This window comes from Paenibacillus sp. NN59 (genome assembly GCF_057597225.1).
This window is the reverse complement of sequence record NZ_CP199678.1, coordinates 1,243,009-1,265,939: the sequence shown is the minus strand read 5'-3', so window position 1 is coordinate 1,265,939 and position 22,931 is coordinate 1,243,009. Positions and strand designations below refer to the sequence as shown.

The following is a 22,931-nucleotide window of genomic DNA, read 5'->3' as shown; positions in this document are numbered from 1 at the left end:
TTGATCGTACTCCTAATATGTAAAATACACCCGCAGTCAAAACTATAACACTAAAGACTGCATCAACCAACTGGCATAGTTTTATCAAAAATAGTGGTGCGTGTCTCTTGGAAAGATCGTATGAACTCGAGGTTTCTCTCACCTATATTATCTATGGGGAAAGTTTCGTTTTAAATGCACACTAGTGTGGGCGATCTCCGGTTTCCAGATTCTAACGATCACCAGCGACACTATTCAGCCTATTTTAGGCATTTATAAAATCTAACGATCACAAGAAAGCTTATTTACTTGATGTACAGTGATCTACGCTACATTTTGAGGGTTTCAGCCCAAATAACGCTTGTGGTGATCGTTAGAATTCCAAAGGTCGCCGAAACGACAAAATAAGCTTCTCTGTGATCGTTAGCGTGTTGGTTGTAAGCGAAGCCGAGAAAATCAGATTTCAATCCACGCACTCCATACGGAGTGCGACAGCGAAAAAACACGTAATAAAAGCATAGATTGTATACTTTATTACGTGTTCTCGTTTAATTCTTCTACTAATTAGTTTCATCTTAATATAAAGCCCTTAAAATATTCAAGGTAATATGCCAAAAGGGTTCAAATCAGCCTATTCTCAGGTGCGAATCCCCCAGGGATTTCATGGGAGCTTGGCATTCGCACCTGTTTTAAATCACGCTCCACCGTTACTCTTCCATATCTACTCTCTTTAAAAACGTCTGGGTACGTGCGAGCTTGGGTGCACCGAACAGTTGATCGGGTGGGCCTTGCTCGGCAATTTCGCCATTGTCCATGAAGAAGACACGATCCGCAACATCACGAGCAAAGCTCATCTCGTGCGTGACAATCATCATCGTCATGTTTTCCTGTGCCAATTGCTTGATGACGCGAAGCACTTCTCCCGTCAGTTCCGGGTCGAGTGCTGAGGTTGGCTCATCAAAGAGCAGGATGTCCGGTTGCATCATCAGGGCACGGGCAATCGCTACGCGCTGCTTCTGTCCACCGGACAGATTCGCCGGATAAGCATCGGCCTTGTCCGACAATCCGACTTTGGCAAGTAATTCCGCACTGCGGCTACGAATGACTTTGGTACTTTCCTTTTTCAACGTCTTCGGTGCGAGTTCCAGGTTAGCCTGTACAGTCAGATGCGGGAACAAGTTAAAATGCTGAAACACCATGCCCATACGATCGGTAATCTTCCGAATCTCTGCAGCACCTACGTACCTTCCGTCATCCGCCAGTGTCTGATTCTGAATTCGAATCGTTCCGCCTGTAATATCCTCCAAGTGGATCAGGCTGCGCAGCATCGTGCTCTTCCCCGAACCCGAAGGCCCGATGACCGCAATGACTTCCCCTGGCGCCACGTTAAAAGATACCTGTTTCAGCACATCCAGTGTGCCAAATGATTTTTTCAACTGATTTACTTCTATACTATAGGTCATATGCAGACAGTCCTTTGATTGAACAGATTTGATTTATTCATACGAAAAGCGCTTCTCCAGAACCTTGAATAGCAAGGTAAGCACCAGAGTCATAAGCAAATACATAATCGCCGCTACGAAAAATGGAATGAGTTGCAAATCCCGATTCACTGCGGCTTGCGCATAATAGAGCAACTCGGGTACAGCTACAGCGTAGAGCAATGCCGTATCTTTAACCAGCGTAATGGCCTCGTTCGCTGTGGCTGGAAGCACCACCCGAACCATCTGTGGAATGATAACTTTCGTCATGGTCTGCCACTTCGTGAGTCCAAGCACTTTGGCCGCCTCATGCTGACCTTTATCAATGGACAACAATCCGCCCCGAAAGATTTCTGCAAAGTAAGCTGCGTAGTTCAGAATAAATGCGATAGCCGCTGCAATGAAACGATCAAAGACCAGATACTCTCCGATGACAGGAAGTAATGGAAGGCCGAAACAGAAAAATAATACTTGCAAAAGTAACGGTGTCCCACGCATCACATAGACGTATGTGTGTGCAATCCACGCCAGCGGTTTGAACTGGCTCCGCATCGCCAACGTTACCGCGAATCCTAGGGGTACCGATAGCACAATCGCAAGTAAAAATAAGAAAATCGTCGTTTGTGCACCTTCCAGCATCGGTTTTATAATCGTTGAAATATAGTCCCAATTCATGAATTAGTTCTCCTCTAATCTGTTAACCCCGCACTCCTTGGAAGCATATCGCTCCATCATGGAATACGGGGTCATCGTTTTCGTGAGTACAGTTTCCCCAACTGGGAAAAGCTCACATCATTATTTGTCAGGTGTGTTTCACCTGGCTACTTTCAAATTCGCAAATTCAATTCTAAATGATTCTTCTTACTTCAGAACCTTATCCTCACCAAGCCATTTCTTAGAGATTTCAGCGGCTTGGCCGTCCGTGTTCAGCTCATCCAGCGCATTTTGCAGCTGATTGAGAAGTTCTTCATTGCCTTTTTTGATCCCGATGCCATATTGCTCTGGCGCAAGTGATTCATCCAGCAATTTGAAAGTGCCTTCTTCCTTCGACATATAATATCTTGCGACCACTTCATCAATGATGACTGCGTCCAGACGTTTCGTTTTCAGATCAGTCAGTGCCAGTACATTGTCTTTGAATTCTGAAGCTTTGACTTTATCCTTCAGAGGACTTGCCGCCAGCGCATCTGCCGCTGAGGACAATGCCTGCAAACCTACATTTTTGCCGTCCAGTTCGTCCAGCTTCGTAATCGGGGAGTCTGCCAGAGTAATCGCCACCTGACTGTTCTCCAGATAAGGCTTGGTGAAAAGCACTTTCTCTTTGCGCTCGTCTGTAATTGTATATCCGTTCCAGATCATATCGATCCGGCCGCTGTTCAGCTCCGACTCTTTGGAAGACCAATCAATCGGCTGGAAAGTCACCTTTTTACCCATTTTCTCCGCAGCTGCACGGGCATAATCAATGTCAAATCCAACAATTTCATTCTTCTCATCCCGGAATCCCATTGGAGCAAACTTATCGTCGATCCCTACAATAATCGTATTCTCGTCTTTACTTGCCGAGCTGGAACAGCCCGCCATAATGATCATACATATGCTAATAAATAATAGTAGAATTGCTTTCTTTCTCATCTCTCGTACCCCTCCATGTCTATGACCAAGCTCAAACGCTTTAGTTCGTTACCACGTTATCAGAGACTTATAATAACATAGCATGAGAGAAGAGTCGAGCACCTTGCCCATTTCCAGCGAATTCAACCCTAAGAATTGTCAACAATTTGTGAAAATAAAGCCCGCACGTCAGCCGGTTCCACCAGCTTCTCGCGAACGATAGAATCCCAGAGCTCCGGCTTTTGTAGCGCTTTAAGCTCTGTTCCAGCCCATTGCTGCGCGAGCTTGCGGTCGAACACAACCCGTGTGTCTTTGAACTGGTAGACAATCTGCTCCAGATTATCGATCAGTACAAAGTTTGCAAGAGCGTTATACACGAGGATTCGATCAAGTTGCACCGCATCCATCTCATCTGTATTCAGACTGTAATTAATCTGAGCGGTCAATTTCTCGGGAAACAGCTGATAACCATCCAATTGCTCATGTAACGGCAGATTCTGATTCAGATGACTTAGATTCGAGAAATTCCCCATGTACGCATTTTGATATTTGGCCAAGGCCGTAAAATCATGCGTCAGCGGACTATTCTGCTCGGCTTCATATCGACTCTGATCTGCCGCAATTTTAGGATTAACGAACCCTTCCACCACGACAAGACCCAATAACCCGATAATAAATAAGGAAACAATCCACCGATTCTTTCCGTTCATATGTTATCACTCACTTCGTATTTGCTAACGATCCGGTATGCCCGGTGAACGACCAGAGGAATGAGGATACTAAGTAGCGGTAATGCAAAAGCAAACAAAATGACAGCGAGCTGGTAGGGTCCATTCACCTGAATGGGTCGGTCAAACCAAATATTGCTTCCAAATCGCAATGCTGCCTGCGTACCCCAAAGCACAAGCACAACGGCTGCCCACAGCCACCATGCTCTACGTTGCCACTGCTTCAACACTAACACACGAACCCGTGTGGTCTTTTCTGTATCGGAAGATCCACTGCCATTCTCTCTGTTGCTCATCGAGTAAACTACATAAGCGGCTCCCACAATCAGGCTAATGATCAAAAGCAGATTGTTCAGAGCAGCACCGCCTAACATCACTCGTGTAGGAATCGTGATAATCCAGGCAACCAGGCTGTAGATAAGGGTCGATTGCCACAGCGCTGTCCAATAAGGAACACGTTTCACATGTCGGTAATCACTCATGAATTGTTCCATACCATCCATATGCTGTATCGCTGTCTGGAAAGCTTGCTCCTCGCTCATGCCTTCAGCCAGATAATCATCTATTCGTGCGGCGAGGTTGCTACGAATTTCTTCTTTCAACTCCCGATGCTCCAGTGTATCCTGTGCACCTGCAAATAAACTCTCCAAATGCCGATTCATCCGTCTTTCGAGCGTCATCCTTACTCATCTCCTTCTTCACCGGTGGCAATCATGCAATCGATTAACGTTTTGGCTGCATGCCAAGCTTGAACCTGCAATTGATAAACTTCACGTCCCTGGCTGGAAATCCGGTAGTATTTCCGCCTTCCACCCTGCGTCTCCTCACCCCAATAAGACTCCACGTACCCACTCTTCTCCAGCCGTTTCAGACTGGAATACAGCGTTGGCTCCTTAAGTTCAAACTGCTCCCCGCTTTTACGATATATTTCCTTAATAATGCCATATCCGTAGTTGTCTGCTGGAATAAGCACACTCAAAATAATGGGGTCAATATTTCCCCGAATCAGGTCACTGTTAATCACTTGAACATCCATCTGTGCGTCTCACCGCTCTCCCTCTTACTCTGAGTATACTATAAGACATATTACTATGTCTGTAAAGGTAATATGTTGTGCATTGTAATTGGTTTTATGTGCCCACAACAAAAAGACGAAGCAGTTCTAATGCTGCTCCGTCCTCGTTTCTCTTCTTTTCCGCTTCATTCACGCTGTTATCTATGCCTCATTATCATGCTGTTTTTATGCTTTTGCGCTGGTTATTGTTATCCTGCTATAATGACTTTTGTTTCTGCACTCTCTACCTCTGTACCTTCTCGCGGTCCTTGCCTTTATCGGACTCACCTGCATTTTTATTCGCGGCATCCCGATCTTGTTGCATCTCTTCTACCGTTTTGACCTTCAGACGTGCTGCGCCTTCGTATGCCTTGGTTGGAATAAGATCACCCGTAGCAAGTCTCTCTTCTGCAGCTGTAATCGCATCACTGTACTGTGGCAACCACTTCGCCTGTGCAACCAGCATCTCATCGACCATCTGCCAGATTTCCTTCGGATTACAAACCGCGCCTACCAGCGGGTCCATCATAAATGCCTGTCGTAGCAGCTTATCGTCCCCATGCACTGCTGCCTCCACCGCAAGGCGCTGCACGGAAATACTCACATTGCACACCGCCGCTGGGCCCAGAGGCAGTTCGCCGATATGCGGCATCGAGATGCCGTTACGATCCACATAACCCGGTGCTTCAATGATGGCATCATCCGGCAAGTTGGAGATCACCCCGTTGTTCACAGTGTTAAAATGACCCCGATACACACGTCCCGTCTCCAGGCTCTCTATGATATAGGAGCCGTGCTCTTCGCCGCGTTTCTCCGGTAAATACTGCATCGGATCATCCTTCATCCAGTTTGGGAAATCCGTTTCGAACCAGTTACGCCCCTCGGTACACACGCGCAGATATCCACCCGTTTCACCGTTAATCCAGCTTCCCATGTCAATCCAGTCATTAATCTCTTCAGGACGTTTGCGATACCATGGCACATATTCACTTAAGTGACCATTGGATTCAGTACTGTAATAACCAAAACGGCGTAACATATCGATCCGAACTTTCTCCGTACGACTGTACTCGGGATGCTTCTCAAAAGCTTCCAGCAATTCCCCCGTAAGATCCTTACCTTTGTGGGACGCCTGAATATACCATGTCTGATGATTGATACCTGCACAGATAATATCCACTTCACTCTTTTCTAGCCCGTACACTTCCGCAATCTGATGATGTCCATGCTGAACGCCGTGACATAGTCCGATCGTCCGCACACCACCGTACTTGTTGCACGCCCAGGTCAGCATCGCCATCGGATTGGAGTAATTCAGGAGCAGCACATCCGGCGCACTCTGTTCGCGAATATCTTTGCAGATCTCAAGCATCTCGGCAATCCCGCGCTGTCCATACATAATGCCGCCTGCACACAGCGTATCCCCGACACATTGATCCACCCCGTATTTGAGCGGAATATCGACATCGGTTGCAAAAGCTTCCAGTCCCCCTACACGAATCGTACACAGAACATACTTGGCGTCTTTCAACGCTTCTCTCCGATTGGTTGTCGGCTGAATCTGAATATTCAATCCATTCTCTCGGATATCCCGCTGGCACAGCTCGGTGACCATGTCGAGATTGTGCTGATTAATATCGCAGAATGCGATCTCGATGTTATTAAATTCCGGTACGGTGAGCAGATCACGCAATAATCCTCTTGTAAAACCAATGCTACCCGCCCCGATAAACGCTACTTTGAACGACATGTACATGTCCTCCCGTAATCCGAACCTTCCGGCTTCGGTTAATGACTTGCTTCATGGGTTCATTGTAGCAACAGTAAGACGGAGAGCGTTATCAAAATCATGACCTGTTCGGAGGCAGAGTGTCAAAAATCCTAACTTATCTTATCTTTTCTTATTATTCTCAATTCTTCTCATATCCTCAACTACAGTTGACTATAGCTAATGAGTTGAATCCCTTGTTCCTCCACATATTCCCGTAGTGCCGGATTGAGCAACACCGCAAGATCATGCTCACGCTCCTCTACCAGAGAAGAGATACTTCGCAGTTCATCATCCGCATAACCTGGATGTCCAGCAATCTCAACGATATTTTCCGTATCCGTATCCTTATACTGATCCAGTACCCCGCGCAACCATGATTCCTGCAGAGTAGGCATAGCCGGATCACCACACAATATATCCGTAGACCGAATCCCCGCATCCACAAGCTTGCCGTTCAACTCCGGAGATAAGATATCATCTCTTCTCATAGGAACGTTATATTCCCGAGCCAGTTCCATGACCAAGTCCAACATTTGTGCATCTTTCACACTCACCCCATGATGGGTATCCAGATGATTTAACGTTAACCCGGAAGCGAGAAACTTCTCGATCTGTGCCTTCAACTCCGCGCGTACTTCCCCAGGATCATAGGTCGAAGGAATAAGTCCAGGTTTTCGATAGAAACGGCCCGACTCGTCCACGATACTCTGAACAGCCGAAGCTTCCAGCACAGGGGTCATGAACGTCAGGTTCAGATGAACCCCCATAGACGTAATGCCCGCTTCAAGGGCCATAATGCTACTCTTTTCAAAATGTACCGAATTCACCAACGCCGAGGTATCTGTAATCAGACCCTGTTTCATTCCATGAATGATGCCTTCGCTCACTCTCATCGTGATGCCATAATCATCTGCATTAACAATCAGCTTCATCTCGCTCTACTCCTCTCTGATCTGATTTAGGATCGAACAGATAACAGTTCCTCTGTGACAGCAACCGTTCCTTCTGACAGCAACGGCGTAATATCGCGGAATTGATCGGAGTTCGTCACCACAATTGGCGTGGTCAGCTTAAAGCCTTCGTTCCGAATCTGATCCATATCAAATTCAATCAGTACCCCTCCCTTACGGATTCGGTTCCCTTGCTGAACCTTCTGAGTAAAATACTTCCCTTTTAATCTCACCGTATCTATGCCGATATGCATGAGAATTTCGACACCTTCGTCCGAGGTGACTGCGATGGCATGTGCACTTTTCATCGTGACCGACACGACGCCGTCTACCGGGGATACGAGCTGACCTTTGGACGGAATGATGGCTACGCCCTTCCCCATCGACTCCGAGGAAAATACGACATCCTCCACGTCATGAAGCGGAATGACCGTTCCTTCGAGTGGACTTGTAATCAAGCATTCCATCGCAACGTTCGCGTCGATCCCGGCAGCGTTTTGTTCCATTTTCGCCGTGGACGATTCAGGTGTTGGGTGCTGGTTATTCTCGTCTTTCTGTACCTTCGGACCTTCAGCAACCTGATTATTTTTCTTGCTCTCGTAACCAAACAGCACCACACACAGGGCTCCGCCCGCAATCGCAGTCAACACGCCAATAATGTAATACAACATTGGACTCTGGGCCGGCAGTGTGAACACATTAAGGAAGAAATTGAATACAATCAACTTCACACCGAGATATCCCATCAATCCACCGGCAATGGCTCCAGCGGCTACCAGATAAATAAGTGTTTTGCGATAACGCAGAATGATACCGTACAGAATCGGTTCAGTAACCCCGGACAGGATTGCAGAAAGGAAAGATGAACCGCTCAAAGCCTTAAGATCTTTATCCTTTGTTTTCAGGAATACCCCGAGACCAATCCCCATCGAAGCCGCAACGGATGTTGCCGCAAGAGGTGCAATGAGATCGCCCCCAGCGCTCAGATTACCCATAATAATAGGCACCGTTGCCCAGTGTAGTCCAAGCAATACAAGGAAGGACCACGTTCCCCCCAGAATAATTCCGGCGATGACCGAGTTGCTGTTAATCAGGAAATTAACGATATCCCCGATCCATTGACCTACATACTGCCCGAATGGACCAATCAACATGGCCGTGAGCGGTACCATAATGACAAGGGAGAAGAACGGAACTGCGAACAACTGCACATTTTTGTGCATGATTTTCTTCAAAAACTTCTCCAGAACCGCGTAGATGCTAACGGCGATAAACATCGGAAAGACCGACGAAGCGTAGTTCATTAACGATACCGGAATGCCTAGAAAATGAGTTGTAGTTCCCGCTGCTGTCAAAGCCGTAAAATTCGGCTCCATTAATGCGGCGCCGATCGCCGCTGCCACATAGGAGTTCACGTTCAGAACTTTAGCAATCGTAATCCCAAGTAGAATCGGCAAGAAATAGAAGATAGAATTCCCTGCCGCAGCTAATATGGCATACGTTCCACTATCCACAGCAATCCATCCCGCTCTCTCAAGAACGATTAACAGCGCCTTGACCAGGCCCGCTCCGGCAAATACCGGGATTAATGGCGTTAGACTGCCCGATATCAAGCCAAAGATGGCTGAACGAATGCTCTTCTTTTCTTTTTCAGAGCTTGCACCGGAACCTGCTCCATCGAATTCCCCTTCCGCAACGATATGTTTGTACACCTCTGACACGTCATTGCCTACAACAACCTGAAATTGTCCGCCGCTTTCAACCACCTTCAGGATGCCTGCTGTGTTTTCGAGTGTGTCTGCATCGGCCTTCCGGTTATCGTTCAAGACAAATCGCAAACGGGTAGCGCAGTGAGTCAGCGATTGAATGTTCTCCCTTCCTCCAACGCGGTCAACAATGTTTTGAGCTAATTTGAGATAATCCATGTTGTTCCCCCCATACTTTGTATAATCCCTACAATTCAGATCTTCACTTCATCATTTCGGATGACGTACTACGATGACAAAATAAAAACCTGAACTGAAGCTCGTCTACTGACCTTAGTCAATACACAAGCCTCAGTTCAGGTTTCGCCTGCCGAACAGTCACAATCCCTAATGTATAATTTGTATACGTATTTCTTCATTCTTCCGCCAGATCATGCTCACGGTTCGTGACCCGGTGAATGTGGATCATGAAATAAACCATTTCCTCATTCGTTGTTTTCTTCTCGTAGTTAATCTCCAGATAGTTTCTAATCTTTTTCGCGCACGCGTACGATTCGGGGTACTTGTCCTTTACATGATCGTATAAAGAATCCCGATCCTCCGGAATCAACTCATCATGAAGAATTCGGTACGCAAAATATCGCAAATGTGTGAGGAAACGGCTGTAATTAATCGAGTTTTCGTCCAGTTTGATTCCAAAATGGTATTTCACAATGTTCGCTAGATCGTTAACAATCTTCGTCATCTGATAGGTTTGTTTCATATCCTGCCCACGCTGCTGTGCATTCACAAAATGAAGAGCAATGGAACCAGCCTCATCCTCTGGCAGCTTCACGCCTGTTTTCTGCTCAATAATGCGGAGCGCTTTAAAGGCAACTTCATATTCGGCTGCATAGAATTTTTTGATCTCCCACAGCAAAGCATTCTTTACAATGATGCCCTCAGGAAACCTTCTCAGTGCAAAACTGATATGATCCGTTAGGGTGATGTAGATGTTGTCACTGAATTTGAGGGCAAGCTGTTGTTCGGCAAATTCAATAATTTCATTCGACAACTCCAGATGTTCGGTTGGAATCTCACCAATCAGCCCCATCAGTTTGTCAGACGTTGCTTTTTCAACGACGAACTTTTTCTCTACTTGTGAAAAGTCGATAACATCACTGTTATGTTTGTTATACCCGATCCCTTTTCCCATCACGATCATTTCGTGCCCGTTATCATCCGTCAGTAAAATTACATTGTTATTAAAAATTTTCCTAATCTTCATCTGCATCACCCCCAACTCATCACATGCTCGTCCCGTTAATATTCCATAAAATTCTTCGAAAAATCAAAATCTCCTATAAAAAAAACCTAAATTGAAGCAGTAACATGCACAACTCATGTTTACTACGAACAATTTAGGTATCGCCTGCCGAACAGTCACAATCCTGAATATATTAAATTACTACTACATTATCAACCAATGGGTTACTTCTGAACAAAGGATATCATGAATACCCTTTCAGTTCAACATTTAGTTTCTACCCGCCTGTTCCAGCACGGCGGCCCTGCTTCTACTCCAATTCCTCCGGGTAACTCCACTGAATTCGCTCCATGGAATCCCGGTATTGAACAGGCGTCATGCCTGTATATTTTTTGAAAAGCATATGAAAATACTGCCGACTGCCCACACCCACATAGTCTGAAATTTCGGAGATCGGAATATTGGTCTGCTGGAGCAACATCTTGGCCTTCTCCATCCGTAGCATCGTCAAATAATCGGTCGGAGTCCATTGCATATAATTACGGAAAATGCGGTGCAAATACCCTGGATGTAAATTGACTGCTGCCGCGATATCCTTCATCTGAATACTGCGATCCATATTGTGATGCATGAATTCAATCGTACGTTTTATATATATCTCTGTCTGATCCAGTGCACTTCGTTCCATCTCGCCTCGCAGTCTTGCAATCCGAACGAGCAGTTGGATAAAAAGAGTTCTTACCAACGTTCCCTGCTCCGGGGATGTCAGGTTTCGGGCTTCACGATGAAGCGTGCGCTCTTCGGCAGGAATCACTCCCATGTGTACTGGAGAAAGTTCAGACTTCGTTTGCTCTTGCGATTGTTCCGGTGCCTGCTCTTGTCTCAGCCTCTGTTCCATCAGACCACGCTGATCCAGCTCAAGCACCAGGCTTTTCATCGTGTAATACACCTCTTCCGGGTCAGGCAAAACAAGATAAGGAGTAGATCGAGTTAGAAAAGCATGAACCGTATCCTCTTCCTGCGCAAGTTGCTTTATGGTAAGTTGTCCAGATGCAGTACGCGCAAAACCGAATTCTACATTGAGCATTCGGCACGGCACGCCGTCCTGCACCAACAGCCGATGGGGAACCCCTGCATCCAGCAGGATGAACTGTCCTTTTTTCAACACCGCCTGTTCCGAGCTTCCGTCTGCCATCCTCACATCCACTCGGCACATACCCGTAATGATGTACATAATTTCCGTGGAGTCATGAGTGTGGTAGGACATCTGATAATCATCCCATTGTTTGTAATAATAAGCGAAAAAACGCGGACCCCAATCTTCGGTGCGAAGGCGTTCCTGAAAAAGACTGCCTGAAAAGGATGGTGTATGATTCGTTACTGATCCTGTCCCCATCTCTACAACCTCCCTCCAAGCGCGATATGGCGTACAGATGTATTCGCTCTATTTTTGAATAAACATCGTTAAAATTGACGTTAGATGCTACTAATCCGGTACTGCTCCCCATCCATGATAATAACCTGGGAGTTCGTTATCGGCACGAGAGGCAGTGCGGACTGATACTCTTCCATAACCTGAGCTGCCGACTCTACAAATGGGGGACAACCCACATGCGGCACGGGATAAAAATCAACCGCATTCAGCCCTTCGTAACTGGACAAGTCCGGTGCTACCGCGCAATCATCCATAGCTTTCACATAGGCAATATCAGGGGCGAGAATGATGGAACCCGCCGACTCTCCGATGTATATTTTCCCTTCTTGGATGTGAGCCTGTATGTATTTCTCTGCTCCACTTCTGCGAAGCTCCTGTAATAGAAAAAAGGTGTTGCCACCCGACACGTAGATCAGGTCACTTTGTTGCAACTTGGTTGCTACTTCTTCAGAAGATGCCGTGGATACTTCCAACTCTTGTACGATAAGTCCCCACTTCTCAAGCTCCTTCCTGCCCGCATGTACATATGCATCATATGGCTCAGGAACCGCAGCTGTCGGAATAAAGGTAACGGTTCTTCCGGTTAACGTTTCTTCCAGTGTGTTCAACAAGCTTGCTGTGTCAACAAAAGAAGATGACAAAAACAATTTTTTCATATTAATATCCTCCAAATTGTAATGGATCGAAACGTTCAGTTCCTATAAGCTTAGTATAAAATCATTATATCATGATCTGCCATTTCTAAATCCAATGTTGAAGGAGATTTCATGCGATGAGTACAACCTTTTATCTGGTCAGACATGGTGTCAAAAAAAGTGATATTGGAGACGTGCCACTTACTGCCGAAGGTAGCCGTCAGGCTCAATTGACCGCCCGGCATTTCTCGAAAGCTCCGTATCCCATCCACCGGATCGTAGCGAGTCCACTCCGGAGAGCACAAGAAACCGCCGAAGCCATTGCTTCCCTTACCGGGTCTGACGTCTCGGAAGATGCACGCTTGCGTGAGCGAGCGAATTGGGGTGATGATCCCGAGCAGACTTTCGAACAATTTGTAGCTTTGTGGGACCAGTGTACCGCAGACCCGGAGTTCATTCCACATGTTGGTGACTCTGCCAAACAGGCAGGCACACGGCTGGCCTCTTTGCTCGGCGAACTGGCAACACAGGCGCCAACCGGCAGTCATATTGTATTGGCTACCCATGGCGGTCTGATTACCGATTTCCTGGTGCAAACGTTTTCCGAACAAGAACTGAACAGATGGCATCCGAATTTCCTGGTTGAGCAGAAACGTCTCGTTCCCGAGTGTTCCATCACCAAGTTACTGATTCAGGACGGTCAATATACGCTGGAATCCTTTGCTTCCGCAACACACTTGACTGAAGACATCGAGAAGTAGTTGGATGTACAAAAAAGCTCTGGAATCTCTCTGCGTGATCATTACACAGAAGCGAATTCCAGAGCTATTTGCGGTTAGCTTACATCATTTCTCTTTCTAATCTGAGCGGACAGTCTTATTTATCCCCTTTGCCTTTCCCCGGAGTATAGAAGTTCGGCAACGTCACCTTCGACCAATCGATATCCGATGCCATGTAGAAGGAAGGATACGAAGGCTGGTTATATCCGCTGTTCTGTCCAGCAATACCTACACGATACATCGCATCATGCATGAGCGTATAGAGCTTGCGATCTGTTTTCTCGGTGCTCAAATAGATGCGGATCGCTGAACTGTCGGCTGTACGCACCAGCATCTCCTCACGCCAGTCTCCGAATACATCGGCAACCAGCGACGGTGTACCTTTCGTGTGGTTATTGGTTAAGGTTCCTGTCGCGGTCAGCACTGTGCCGCGTGTCCAGTCTTTGATTGTAGGAGTGACATCGATGGCACCGTCTACGATTTGGGTGGTCATGTCGGCGGCCCAGCGAATGCTCATATTGGTTCCGGGCGCCTGATCACTTATTTTTTCCCCCTGTGCCGTCCATAATCCGACAGCCCATGTCTCCAGCCCGCGCCGGGTTGGATCGACATCTCCGACCATACCGCGTCCGGTATCTTTGCCTGTATATCCGCCATAAATGACTTCTCCGGTCTTCGCATCACGCAGGGAATATCCGTACGGCGCCCAAGGTCCGCCCTCATGTACCATAAAGATCTCCAGTCCCGGGCGATCCGGGTCGATATCTGCCACATGCAGTGCATCTCCGTGTCCTAGACGGGCAATCGTTCCCGGTGCAGCACTCTCGGGCGGCATCACATCGGTGGAACTATATAACACACTACCATCGTGGTCAATCGTAGCCGAACCATAGATAATCTCCTGTTTGCCGTCACCGTCTACATCCGCCACACTGAAATAGTGTGCTCCCTGTGTTGTAATCGAACCGTACTGCGGGTCTGTGCCATCTACACCATGTGGCCCGTCATTGAACGGATTTTTCATCGGTGTCCAGCCACTGTCTACCATCCACTCTTTTTTCAGTTTCTTGCCATCCCAGTTGTAGGCAGCCATGGTGGAGCGAGTATAATATCCGCGTGCAAAAATCGCAGACGGTTTCTTGCCATCCAGGTACGCAACCCCAGCCAGGAAACGGTCTACCCGGTTTGCCGGTTCAATGCGTGCCATCGCATAATCGCCCCACATCAGGCCGTCATCATGACGTTCGGGTTCATACGGGACGGTCTGTAATTCTTTTCCCGACTTGCCTTCAAACACGGTAATATACTCCGGCCCGTCCACAATAAACCCTTCGAACTTGCGCAATTCATTGCGGGCGCTCCGCTGCGGTGCGTATACATCTATAAAATAGTCAGCCAGACTTTCCGCATCCTGCTGGGATAACGGATAGTTGTATTTTTTCTCGATTCCAAACGCCTCTTCCAGTGTCGCAGGCCAGTTTCCTTTCACAACCTCTTCGTGTTTATGCCAGTTCCGGAACATATCGACCACATGGTCATAGTACCCTTCCGCACTGAGGCGATAATCGTCCTCGTGTGTCACCCCGGCTTTGCGATCTTCCTTCGGCAGTGTGATGTACTTTTGTGAGGTTGGTTTGCCCTTTTTGTTGTACTTCATAATTTGTGTGCCCGGAGCGGTCTTGAACATCAGTTCAGCCTTGCCATCTCCATCAAAATCATAGACAAGCATCTGCGTATAATGCGCTCCCGCACGAATGTTAACCCCGAGATCGATCCGGTACAACAGCTGACCGTCCAGCGTATAACAATCAACGTAGGTATTACCGGTATATCCTTTTTGCGATACGTCCTTAGCATTGGATGGGTCCCATTTCACAAAAAACTCGTACTGACCATCCCCGTCCACATCACCAACACTCATGTCATTGGCACTGTAGGTGTAAGCTTCACCCGCAGGTGTCACACCGTCAGCCGGCTTTTGCAAAGGAATATCCATATACCCGTTCGCCCAAGGTTTGACGGATGCGCTTCGTTTGCTTTCTTTACCTTTGTTATTCACGGCGGCAACTTCATAACGTGAAGATGTCGTACCTGTGCTGTCTACATAGTTCGTGCTGTCTGTGACCTTTGCAATTCTTTTGCCATCCCGATAAACGTTGAAATCCGTCCCGGTCAGCCCCTTGTCACTGTACCCTGTTGCCTCGTCCCCAAGCAATCTCCAGCTTAGAAAAACACCTTCGGACGTCGAAGCCGCTACCAGCCCGCGATCCAGCTTCTCTAGTTGAATGCTTTTCCCCTGCGATTGGGGTTGGGATTGTGAAGCATCCGCTCCACTGATCCCCACAGTTCCACTAAGAATTAAAGCCAAGCTGAGTGCAGATGAGAGCACTTTGGCCCCGAGAGGTATGCGCGATCGTTTTGCCCTATGAGTGCTAGCGCTCTTCTTTTGGCTGACATACGTACTGACATGGGTTCTATCGACGGTGCTGTTACTATGTTTAATTCGATTATCTTCTACTGATCTTAAGTTCATCAACCTTCACTCTCCCTGGTTAGAATGGGTAATGATACTTCTACCTGAACATGTTAATGGTCTGGTCAGTTTCGTGTTCATACGAAGATCAGATTCATGCTCATGTTAGGTCAGGTTCATTTTCATACATCAAAGGAAAAATGGTTGCGCTTACATTGTGAGGCGAAATGAAATTCACGAAAGAATTTAGTTGGCCTGACGTACTTCCTTCTCCAGTTCCTCCGATCCCCCTTCCACTCTCTTTACTTCCTTCGTAGCAAGAGTTACCATCCATCGGGTACTATTATAGACATCCTTACCGCCTAACCATAGGCAAATATCCGTGCAAAACGATCAATATTCAGTGTATCTCGGTCAGAGTGTACAACGGTGAATAATGAAAAATGAACAATCTTCAAAGGCTTATCATTATAGCTCATTCTTCCAAACCGTCGGATAGCGCTCCAAGCTCATTCATCCCAAGCTCCTGAGATCGTTAGACAAAAACAGAGCTGCCCCCGGTCAATGAATGACCAGAAAACAGCTCTGTTTTGATAAGTTGTGCGTACACTCACACGTACATTAGCACTAAATCACCAAATGTATGACCTTTAAGGCTCAATTCCCCATACAAGACTACCGTCTTGATAGAGTGTGACTTTATCCCAATCCTGATAGGATGTTTTCGTTGGGTCATAGGAATAGTCATCACTCTCGTCAAAGTTGGACCAGTCCGTTTTGAACATACGAAGCTGAATGTCTCCGGATTGTCCGCCCGCAGCAATGCTTCCTGCGCCGGACTTAAAGCTCAGCTCAACATATCCATCTCCAAAGGTACGGTCGATGTTGGCTGCGCCAACCACTGCCCAGTCAATGGCAGAATCCATCGCCGCCGAACCTTCTTTGGTGAAATAATAACGAAGTTTCAAATCACTCAGATCCACTGCAGTGCTGCCCAGGTTTTTGATGTTGAACAACGGTCTGATCTGGTTATCCGTTGCATTGGTATCCCCTGCACGATATTGCACCACCAGATCACTTGTTGGTACAACCACACCCGCTGGTGTCGCAGAGGCTACAGTAGAATTAGCACTTTGCCCAGCTGCATTCACCGCACTCACCACATAATAGTAGGTTGTGCCATTGGTCAGCGAAGTGTTAATATACGACGTTGCAGTTACATTCGATGCAACCGTCGTGAATGGACCCGATGCCGTCAGGGCACGTTTTACGTTATAGCTTGTCGCACCTGCCGAAGCTGTCCATGACAGGCTCACCTGTGCATTGCCAGCTGTTGCTGTCAACGCTGTTGGTGCCGCCGGAGCCGTTGCAACGGCTGCCGGTGTTGCCATGGCCGATGCAGAGTTCACACTCTCACCTGCTGCATTACTTGCTGTCACGACATAATAGTACGTTGTCCCATTCGTCAAGCCCGTGTTGGTGTAAGTTGTTCCGCTGACATTGGCAGCAACCGTTACAAATGGACCGGATGCCGTCAGCGCACGTTTCACCGTATAACTCGTCGCACCTGTCGATGCCGCCCATGTCAACGTCACTTGAGCATTACCGGCCGCAGCTGTTAGTGTAGCAGGAGCTGCCGGTGCTGTGTTTCCACCTGGAGGGTTGCCTCCACCATTCTCAGAGAGTACAGGGAAGGAGTTCTTCACCAGTTGTACGAACTGATCATGGAACCAGTGACCTGATACCGGCGCGTTAGGCAATGCACCAGTCAGCACCCCATCTTTCGTTGTATACGTTGGATCACACATCCGGTCGAAGCCTTTACCCTCATTGTTCGGAATTTCGGAACTGGAGCCATCGGATTCACCTGGAGGTTTCACCCATACATAGGCATCCAGATGCGCTGGTCCCGGAGCTGCCTTCGGTGCTTCTCCGATACCTGCTCCGCTTGCATTACACCAGTTCCCCCGGTGCTCACGGCGATCCACACGACCTGAATTTACATAGTCATTGATATTGCTGCCTGTAGCTGTAGCTGGACGATTCACACCGCCCCATCCGTTACGGCTGGTATCAATAAGGAAACCCGTGCTCGCTGGCCATCCTGCCTGTACGAAATCGGCATACAACTTCGCTGTGAAATCGGTTTCGTCAAAGTACGGATTCCATTCATAGAACTTCGCTGAACGAATCGGTTGTCCACCGATGTTGAGATCCGGGTTGGTTAGGTTTGGTTCAGCCAGCGGTGTAGTATTGGCAGTATTCGTAATGAATCCATCCGCACTGCTCAGTCCACCCAGCGTATCCCCGACTACATCGGTATAGAGCGCGACCGCTCCAGAACGGTTGTTATCCCATCCGAGCCAGCCGGAGTGACCTATATCGAGATAGTTGTATACGTTTGGAATCGCATGGAGCTTGTCGAGCGTATATTTAATCCCAGCTTCATAAATCCCCGTTGAAGCCGCTTGACCACAAGCCGGTGTGCTCAGATTGGTTACCAGGTTAGGCAAACTATCTGGCTCAATAACAGCGATAATGCGGATGTCTTGATATTTAGGATCAGCAAAAATATCTGCAATCACGTCAATGTAATCCGTTTTATACGTTTGCAATGCTGCCTGGGTTAAAGGAAGCTCCCCGTTAGAAGCGAGGGCATGGCAGTCCCGACCCGGCAAGTTATAGATGACAAAGGAAGCCGTAATAGGTACGCCTGGCTTCTTCTGAGCGAGAACCGCATCCAGATGCTCTTCCACGCTCTTGCGACCAGCATTCTCGGCCCCGCCATAGATGGCTGCAATACGGTCAATCCATACCGCAGTAGGGTAAGATTTCACCGTTTCCATCTTCGCTTTCAGCGAAGCATCACTGGTAATTGCAATAGAGGTGTCCACAAGTGCAGAGTAGTCCTCATTGAGATAAGCCGTGGCGCCCACAAACGGATTGTTCACATGCGCCTCCGCTGCCTGTGTCACACCTGGAGACATGCCAGGGAAGATCCCTGCTGCAAGCAGCGCAGCTGCCATCATTTGTTTTACACCTTTACGCAGCAGCTTCTGGCCTCTTGATTTGGTTTTCAATGTTTTCTTCATAGTTCCACCTTTCCCTTAGATAAGATTGGTCTCGACTCATGTCTGCTGTTCCTCTGTGTAGAAGCAGGATGCATGGCACAAAGTGCATGAAAAAATGTGTGGTGTTTCGGTCACCTCCATCATTAAAAGGGCTGAAGTCAAAGAGCAAATAAAAATAAACGTCGGGTGTTTTCAGTAGAATTGCTGTGTGTGAGCTTGTGTGGGGGTTGAATCTTGAGAGTAAACCGTGGTGGAGTAGTTAAATCATCATCTTGGAATTGAAGTGTGAAGAGAACGTTGAATGCGAACTAACTTTGCGTAAGCGCTTTCCATTAAAACTTGAAAAAAAATGTGATCTCGCGTATGACTGCTTGTTCACCTCCTTATAGTGTGATTATACGACATGTAAATATTACTGTAAATTGAATTATATAAATTAAATTATATTTTTTTCCACATAAAAAGAAGGAATTTGCTCCTCTCTGTCGCAATAGAAAAAGCTCATTACGGCACAAAACCGCAATAAGCTTTTACCTCCTTCTATGGAATAACAACAACATCCCCTGGCTTCAATCCACTAACAACCTCGGTTTTATCTCCGGATTCCATGCCTGTCTTAACCGCTTGCTGCTCCGTCTGTCCGTTCCCTTTATCCAGTAGCACGTAAGGTTCGGGCTGATCACGCATAATGGCGAGACTCGATACGGCAGTCACCTTGTCCTTGCGCATCGTTTCAATGTCTCCTTCCAGACTGACACCTCCATACATGCGAGCATCTGGCTTCAGATCGATGACAACATCAAACTGAGAGGCCTGCTTCAGATCGGTATCCGTACTTTTCCGGGCAAATTTGGATACCTTGCTTACTTTTCCGGTAAATTTCAGATCCTTCTGCGCACTCATGCGCACCTGTACCGGCATGCCCTCCTTCAGCTTGAACATCTCTTCCTCACCGACAATAGTATTGAATTTCATTTTGCCCGTGTTCGTGATTGAGCCGATTAACTGCCCTTCCGTAACGGCCCGTGTTTTGTTATCCTGCTCATTCAACTGAAAGATCCCTGTGGTCGTAGCATGCACCACTGCCTTGCTCATAACATCCTGCTTCTTGCGGATCTCCTGCTCTTTGAGAACCAAAGCCTTTTGGCTAAGCTCGTTCGCCAGACGTTTGCTCTCCCGGTCCGCGAATGCTTTTTTACGTTCCTCTTCCGTCACACCTAATGTTTCAGTCATGCCGGCCTGGTCGATGCTGATCTGATTCATCTCCACATCTAACCGTGCTTTGTCCAGGTCACTCTGCATCTGACTGACTTCTGTCTGTAATGCCGACGTATCGAGCGTGAACAAAACATCCCCTTTTTTCACTTGTTCCCCGTTCTTGACATGCCACTGTTTAATATTGGAAGCATACGGTGCAAACACGTCCGTCTGCTCGGTATAGACCGATTTCCCTTTCACTTGGATGGTCTGTGTCATCGTCTCCTGTGTCACATCAAAAGTGATAGGCGGAGGAGTCTCAACGGGCGCTTCCGGCTGGGGTTTGTATTTCTCATATACCCAATACCCTGCACCTGCCATAAGTACAATCGTAGTGATGATGCTGATCCATTTCTTCATGCTTAGTTCCCTTCCACTGAAAAGTTTGAGTCTGTTCATATCTCCAAATGTTCCACGTTCAGCCATGCACGTTAGCCTTTCCGTAGATCCATCACATCGATTTAATCACACTTAGCGCATTGGTTCGCGATGCGCTGATGGCTGGATAGATACCCGATACCACACCGACAAGTACGGCAAAAACAATCCCCAGCGGCAATGCCGATTGCTGAATGATTACTGTCATCGGTCCGCCCGCCTGATCCGCCATCTGACTTGCAAGTAGCTGGTTCACCCCGCCGAGCGCGGCAAAGGCAATCCCCACCCCAGCCACACCACCAATGAACCCCAGCATGGCTGCCTCCGCAATAAACATCTGACGGATCTGCCACAGGTTGGCGCCAAGCACCTTCATAACCCCGATCTGCTTACGCCGCTGATGCGTGGACATGATCATCGCCACAATAATAGACAGTGAAGCCAGCACCATAATAAAACCGCCAATACCGATGGCTGCTTTCTGGTACATCGCAAGCTGTCCTGCCATGGCCTCTTCCTGAAAAAGATTACTTTGCGTGTTTAACGTCAGCTTTTTGATCTGCTCTTCCACCTGAGCTACATGCCGCTTGTTATCTACCTTCACCAATGCGGAATTGAGACGTTTGAGTGCCGGGCTGTCCGTTTGTTGCAATCCCAGCTCATCCTGCAGAGCACGTGCTGTATCCAGCGGAACATATACTTTTTTGTCATTCTGAGCGCTCATATCATCCATATTGGACGGTTTGGCTAGTTCACCCGATACACGTATCGTTCCACTCATCTTGGTCTTTCTGCCATTCGTAAAATCCTCATACCGAAATTGTATACGTTGCTGCATCAGTTGATCCTGCTTCATCATCATCTCATTGTACTGTTGCAAAAGATCATTGTTATAGGGATCGGAATTCAACTGCTCAAAGAGCTTCTGAGTCACTTTGGAATCGATAAAGCCGTAGGTCGCTCCATAATTCACAATTGCAACTCGGCCATTGCCAGTTCCGCTGCCCTGTGCATATTTGTATCCGAACCCGCTCAACGTCTGCATCTCGGTTCCAATCACTTCCACGTAGGAGCTGCGCCCATCCGGAAGCACCATATCGAGCGCATCCAGTTTCAGCATAGGAGCCACAGCGACAACGTGAGGAAGGCGCTGAATAATCCGAATTTTCTCCATCGTCAGCGCGCCGCGTTCAAACTTACTCTTCGTGCCTCCGCCGCTTCCATTTCCCGTTTTGATTCCCTCGTTCGGGCTGATCGTAATCTCGTCCATCTTGTAGTTATCATTCAACGTTTTCTCGCTGTATGTCTGTACCGACTGCCCCACACTCAGTGCAATAATCATCGCTGCCGAACCGATTGACAGACCGGTCATACAGAGTAATGTGACCACTTTGCGCCGAATGATCTGTCCCCAGGCCATGCGCACTACGTCCCGTATTCTCACTGTTCCTCTCCTTTTACATGAACTCTCATACATGCTGCAACTGGGCAACCTGTTGCTGTTCGACCAATCTCCCCTGCTGTAACGTCAGTACAACCTGCATCTGTTCGGCCACCTCGGCTTCGTGTGTCACAATGACAAAGGTTGTTTTCATCTCTCTGTTCAGTTGCTGCAAAATGGAAAGAATCTCTTCCTCGGTCTCTGTATCCAGATTACCCGTCGGTTCATCTGCGAAGATAACCGAAGGCTCCGTGATGAGCGAGCGGGCGATACTGACCCGTTGCTGCTGACCGCCTGATAACTGCGACGGAAAGAGATTCGTCTTATCGCCGAGCCCCACTTGTTCTAGTAGACGAAGCGCCTTTTCTTTACGTTTGGATGGTCTTATTCCCATAAATACCAGAGGCAACTCTACATTTTCCCGGATCGTCAGATTGGACAACAGCTCGTAGGATTGAAATATAAATCCAATGTGACTACGCCGAAACTCCGCCAGACGATTCTCACTGAAACGCACAATATCCTGTCCTGCGATCCAAATCTTGCCTTGTGTTGGCTTCATCAAACCAGCCATCAGATTCAGCAGTGTGGACTTCCCTGAACCTGAACTACCCAGCAGCGCAACCATCTGCCCCTCTTGAATCGTCAGATTAATATCTTGCAGCACGGGAACATCGCCCTGTGCATTGCGGAAGGCATGGGATACCTGTTCAACTTGAAGCATTCGTGGCTTGTCTTCCTTTCCATTTCCTGATTATGTATTTCTGTGTATCTCACTTTATTATAGTGCGCAGATGTATCGGGGCAGGACGCAGTTGTATCCAACTTGTAACATGTCAACACAAAAAGCCCTGCGGCAGAGCGTACAATGCTTGCCCGCAGGGATATATGTTCTTTCTAATATCTGAATAAAACTAAGGCTGTGGCAGCAAATTC

The 22,931-nt window shown here is 47.6% G+C and carries 18 protein-coding genes; 1 reads left to right on the top strand and 17 read right to left on the bottom strand.

Annotation, left to right across the window (positions count from 1 at the left end):
• Positions 1 to 686 precede the first annotated feature (686 nt).
• The 12 genes from ACT89M_RS05405 to ACT89M_RS05350 form a co-directional block, all read right to left on the bottom strand.
• Positions 687 to 1,442, bottom strand: a complete 756-nt coding sequence (locus ACT89M_RS05405) for an amino acid ABC transporter ATP-binding protein (protein ID WP_154890696.1) — start codon at positions 1,440 to 1,442, stop codon at positions 687 to 689.
• Positions 1,443 to 1,475: 33 nt separating this feature from the next.
• Complete coding sequence (locus ACT89M_RS05400) at positions 1,476 to 2,135, bottom strand: amino acid ABC transporter permease (protein ID WP_090917706.1); 660 nt, start codon at positions 2,133 to 2,135, stop codon at positions 1,476 to 1,478.
• A 186-nt stretch (positions 2,136 to 2,321) separates the two neighbouring features.
• Positions 2,322 to 3,092 (bottom strand): amino acid ABC transporter substrate-binding protein, encoded by a 771-nt coding sequence (locus ACT89M_RS05395; RefSeq protein ID WP_090917704.1) that lies wholly within the window; start codon positions 3,090 to 3,092, stop codon positions 2,322 to 2,324.
• Between the two features lie 128 nt (positions 3,093 to 3,220).
• On the bottom strand, positions 3,221 to 3,781 hold the full coding sequence (locus ACT89M_RS05390) for a DUF4825 domain-containing protein (protein WP_154890695.1): 561 nt from the start codon (positions 3,779 to 3,781) through the stop codon (positions 3,221 to 3,223).
• The gene (locus ACT89M_RS05385; RefSeq protein ID WP_221789182.1) at positions 3,778 to 4,479 is read right to left on the bottom strand and encodes a permease prefix domain 1-containing protein; all 702 of its coding nucleotides are present in this window, start codon (positions 4,477 to 4,479) and stop codon (positions 3,778 to 3,780) included. The genes ACT89M_RS05390 and ACT89M_RS05385 overlap by 4 nt, the downstream gene beginning before the upstream one ends.
• Before the next feature lie 2 nt (positions 4,480 to 4,481).
• The gene (locus ACT89M_RS05380) at positions 4,482 to 4,835 is read right to left on the bottom strand and encodes a PadR family transcriptional regulator (RefSeq protein WP_154890693.1); all 354 of its coding nucleotides are present in this window, start codon (positions 4,833 to 4,835) and stop codon (positions 4,482 to 4,484) included.
• A gap of 262 nt (positions 4,836 to 5,097) precedes the next feature.
• Positions 5,098 to 6,603 (bottom strand): alpha-galactosidase, encoded by a 1,506-nt coding sequence (gene melA / locus ACT89M_RS05375; RefSeq protein WP_154890692.1) that lies wholly within the window; start codon positions 6,601 to 6,603, stop codon positions 5,098 to 5,100.
• 182 nt (positions 6,604 to 6,785) lie between these two features.
• Positions 6,786 to 7,556 carry a carbohydrate deacetylase gene (locus tag ACT89M_RS05370; RefSeq protein ID WP_154890691.1) on the bottom strand — a complete coding sequence of 257 codons (771 nt, stop codon included), beginning with the start codon at positions 7,554 to 7,556 and terminating at the stop codon, positions 6,786 to 6,788.
• A 26-nt stretch (positions 7,557 to 7,582) separates the two neighbouring features.
• Positions 7,583 to 9,499 (bottom strand): beta-glucoside-specific PTS transporter subunit IIABC, encoded by a 1,917-nt coding sequence (locus tag ACT89M_RS05365; RefSeq protein ID WP_308722356.1) that lies wholly within the window; start codon positions 9,497 to 9,499, stop codon positions 7,583 to 7,585.
• A 196-nt stretch (positions 9,500 to 9,695) separates the two neighbouring features.
• Entirely contained in the window at positions 9,696 to 10,547 is an 852-nt protein-coding gene (licT, locus tag ACT89M_RS05360; protein ID WP_308722355.1) for a BglG family transcription antiterminator LicT, read from the bottom strand.
• 289 nt (positions 10,548 to 10,836) lie between these two features.
• Positions 10,837 to 11,922, bottom strand: coding sequence for an AraC family transcriptional regulator (locus ACT89M_RS05355; protein ID WP_308722354.1), 1,086 nt, complete (start codon positions 11,920 to 11,922; stop codon positions 10,837 to 10,839).
• 80 nt (positions 11,923 to 12,002) lie between these two features.
• Positions 12,003 to 12,617, bottom strand: coding sequence for a Type 1 glutamine amidotransferase-like domain-containing protein (locus tag ACT89M_RS05350; RefSeq protein ID WP_154890687.1), 615 nt, complete (start codon positions 12,615 to 12,617; stop codon positions 12,003 to 12,005).
• Between the two features lie 116 nt (positions 12,618 to 12,733).
• On the opposite strand from ACT89M_RS05350, the gene ACT89M_RS05345 reads away from it, so the two are divergent.
• Positions 12,734 to 13,357 (top strand): histidine phosphatase family protein, encoded by a 624-nt coding sequence (locus ACT89M_RS05345; RefSeq protein ID WP_090917686.1) that lies wholly within the window; start codon positions 12,734 to 12,736, stop codon positions 13,355 to 13,357.
• 115 nt (positions 13,358 to 13,472) lie between these two features.
• Here ACT89M_RS05345 and ACT89M_RS05340 read toward each other — a convergent pair whose 3' ends face one another.
• From ACT89M_RS05340 to ACT89M_RS05320, 5 genes are all read right to left on the bottom strand, one after another.
• Entirely contained in the window at positions 13,473 to 15,908 is a 2,436-nt protein-coding gene (locus tag ACT89M_RS05340; RefSeq protein WP_487345042.1) for a rhamnogalacturonan lyase, read from the bottom strand.
• 590 nt (positions 15,909 to 16,498) lie between these two features.
• Positions 16,499 to 18,940, bottom strand: coding sequence for a glycoside hydrolase family 6 protein (locus tag ACT89M_RS05335; RefSeq protein WP_186809738.1), 2,442 nt, complete (start codon positions 18,938 to 18,940; stop codon positions 16,499 to 16,501).
• A 519-nt stretch (positions 18,941 to 19,459) separates the two neighbouring features.
• Positions 19,460 to 20,536, bottom strand: coding sequence for an efflux RND transporter periplasmic adaptor subunit (locus ACT89M_RS05330; RefSeq protein ID WP_186809737.1), 1,077 nt, complete (start codon positions 20,534 to 20,536; stop codon positions 19,460 to 19,462).
• 91 nt (positions 20,537 to 20,627) lie between these two features.
• Positions 20,628 to 21,998, bottom strand: a complete 1,371-nt coding sequence (locus ACT89M_RS05325) for an ABC transporter permease (RefSeq protein WP_253496810.1) — start codon at positions 21,996 to 21,998, stop codon at positions 20,628 to 20,630.
• A 25-nt stretch (positions 21,999 to 22,023) separates the two neighbouring features.
• On the bottom strand, positions 22,024 to 22,719 hold the full coding sequence (locus ACT89M_RS05320) for an ABC transporter ATP-binding protein (RefSeq protein ID WP_090917679.1): 696 nt from the start codon (positions 22,717 to 22,719) through the stop codon (positions 22,024 to 22,026).
• Between the last annotated feature and the right edge of the window lie 212 nt (positions 22,720 to 22,931).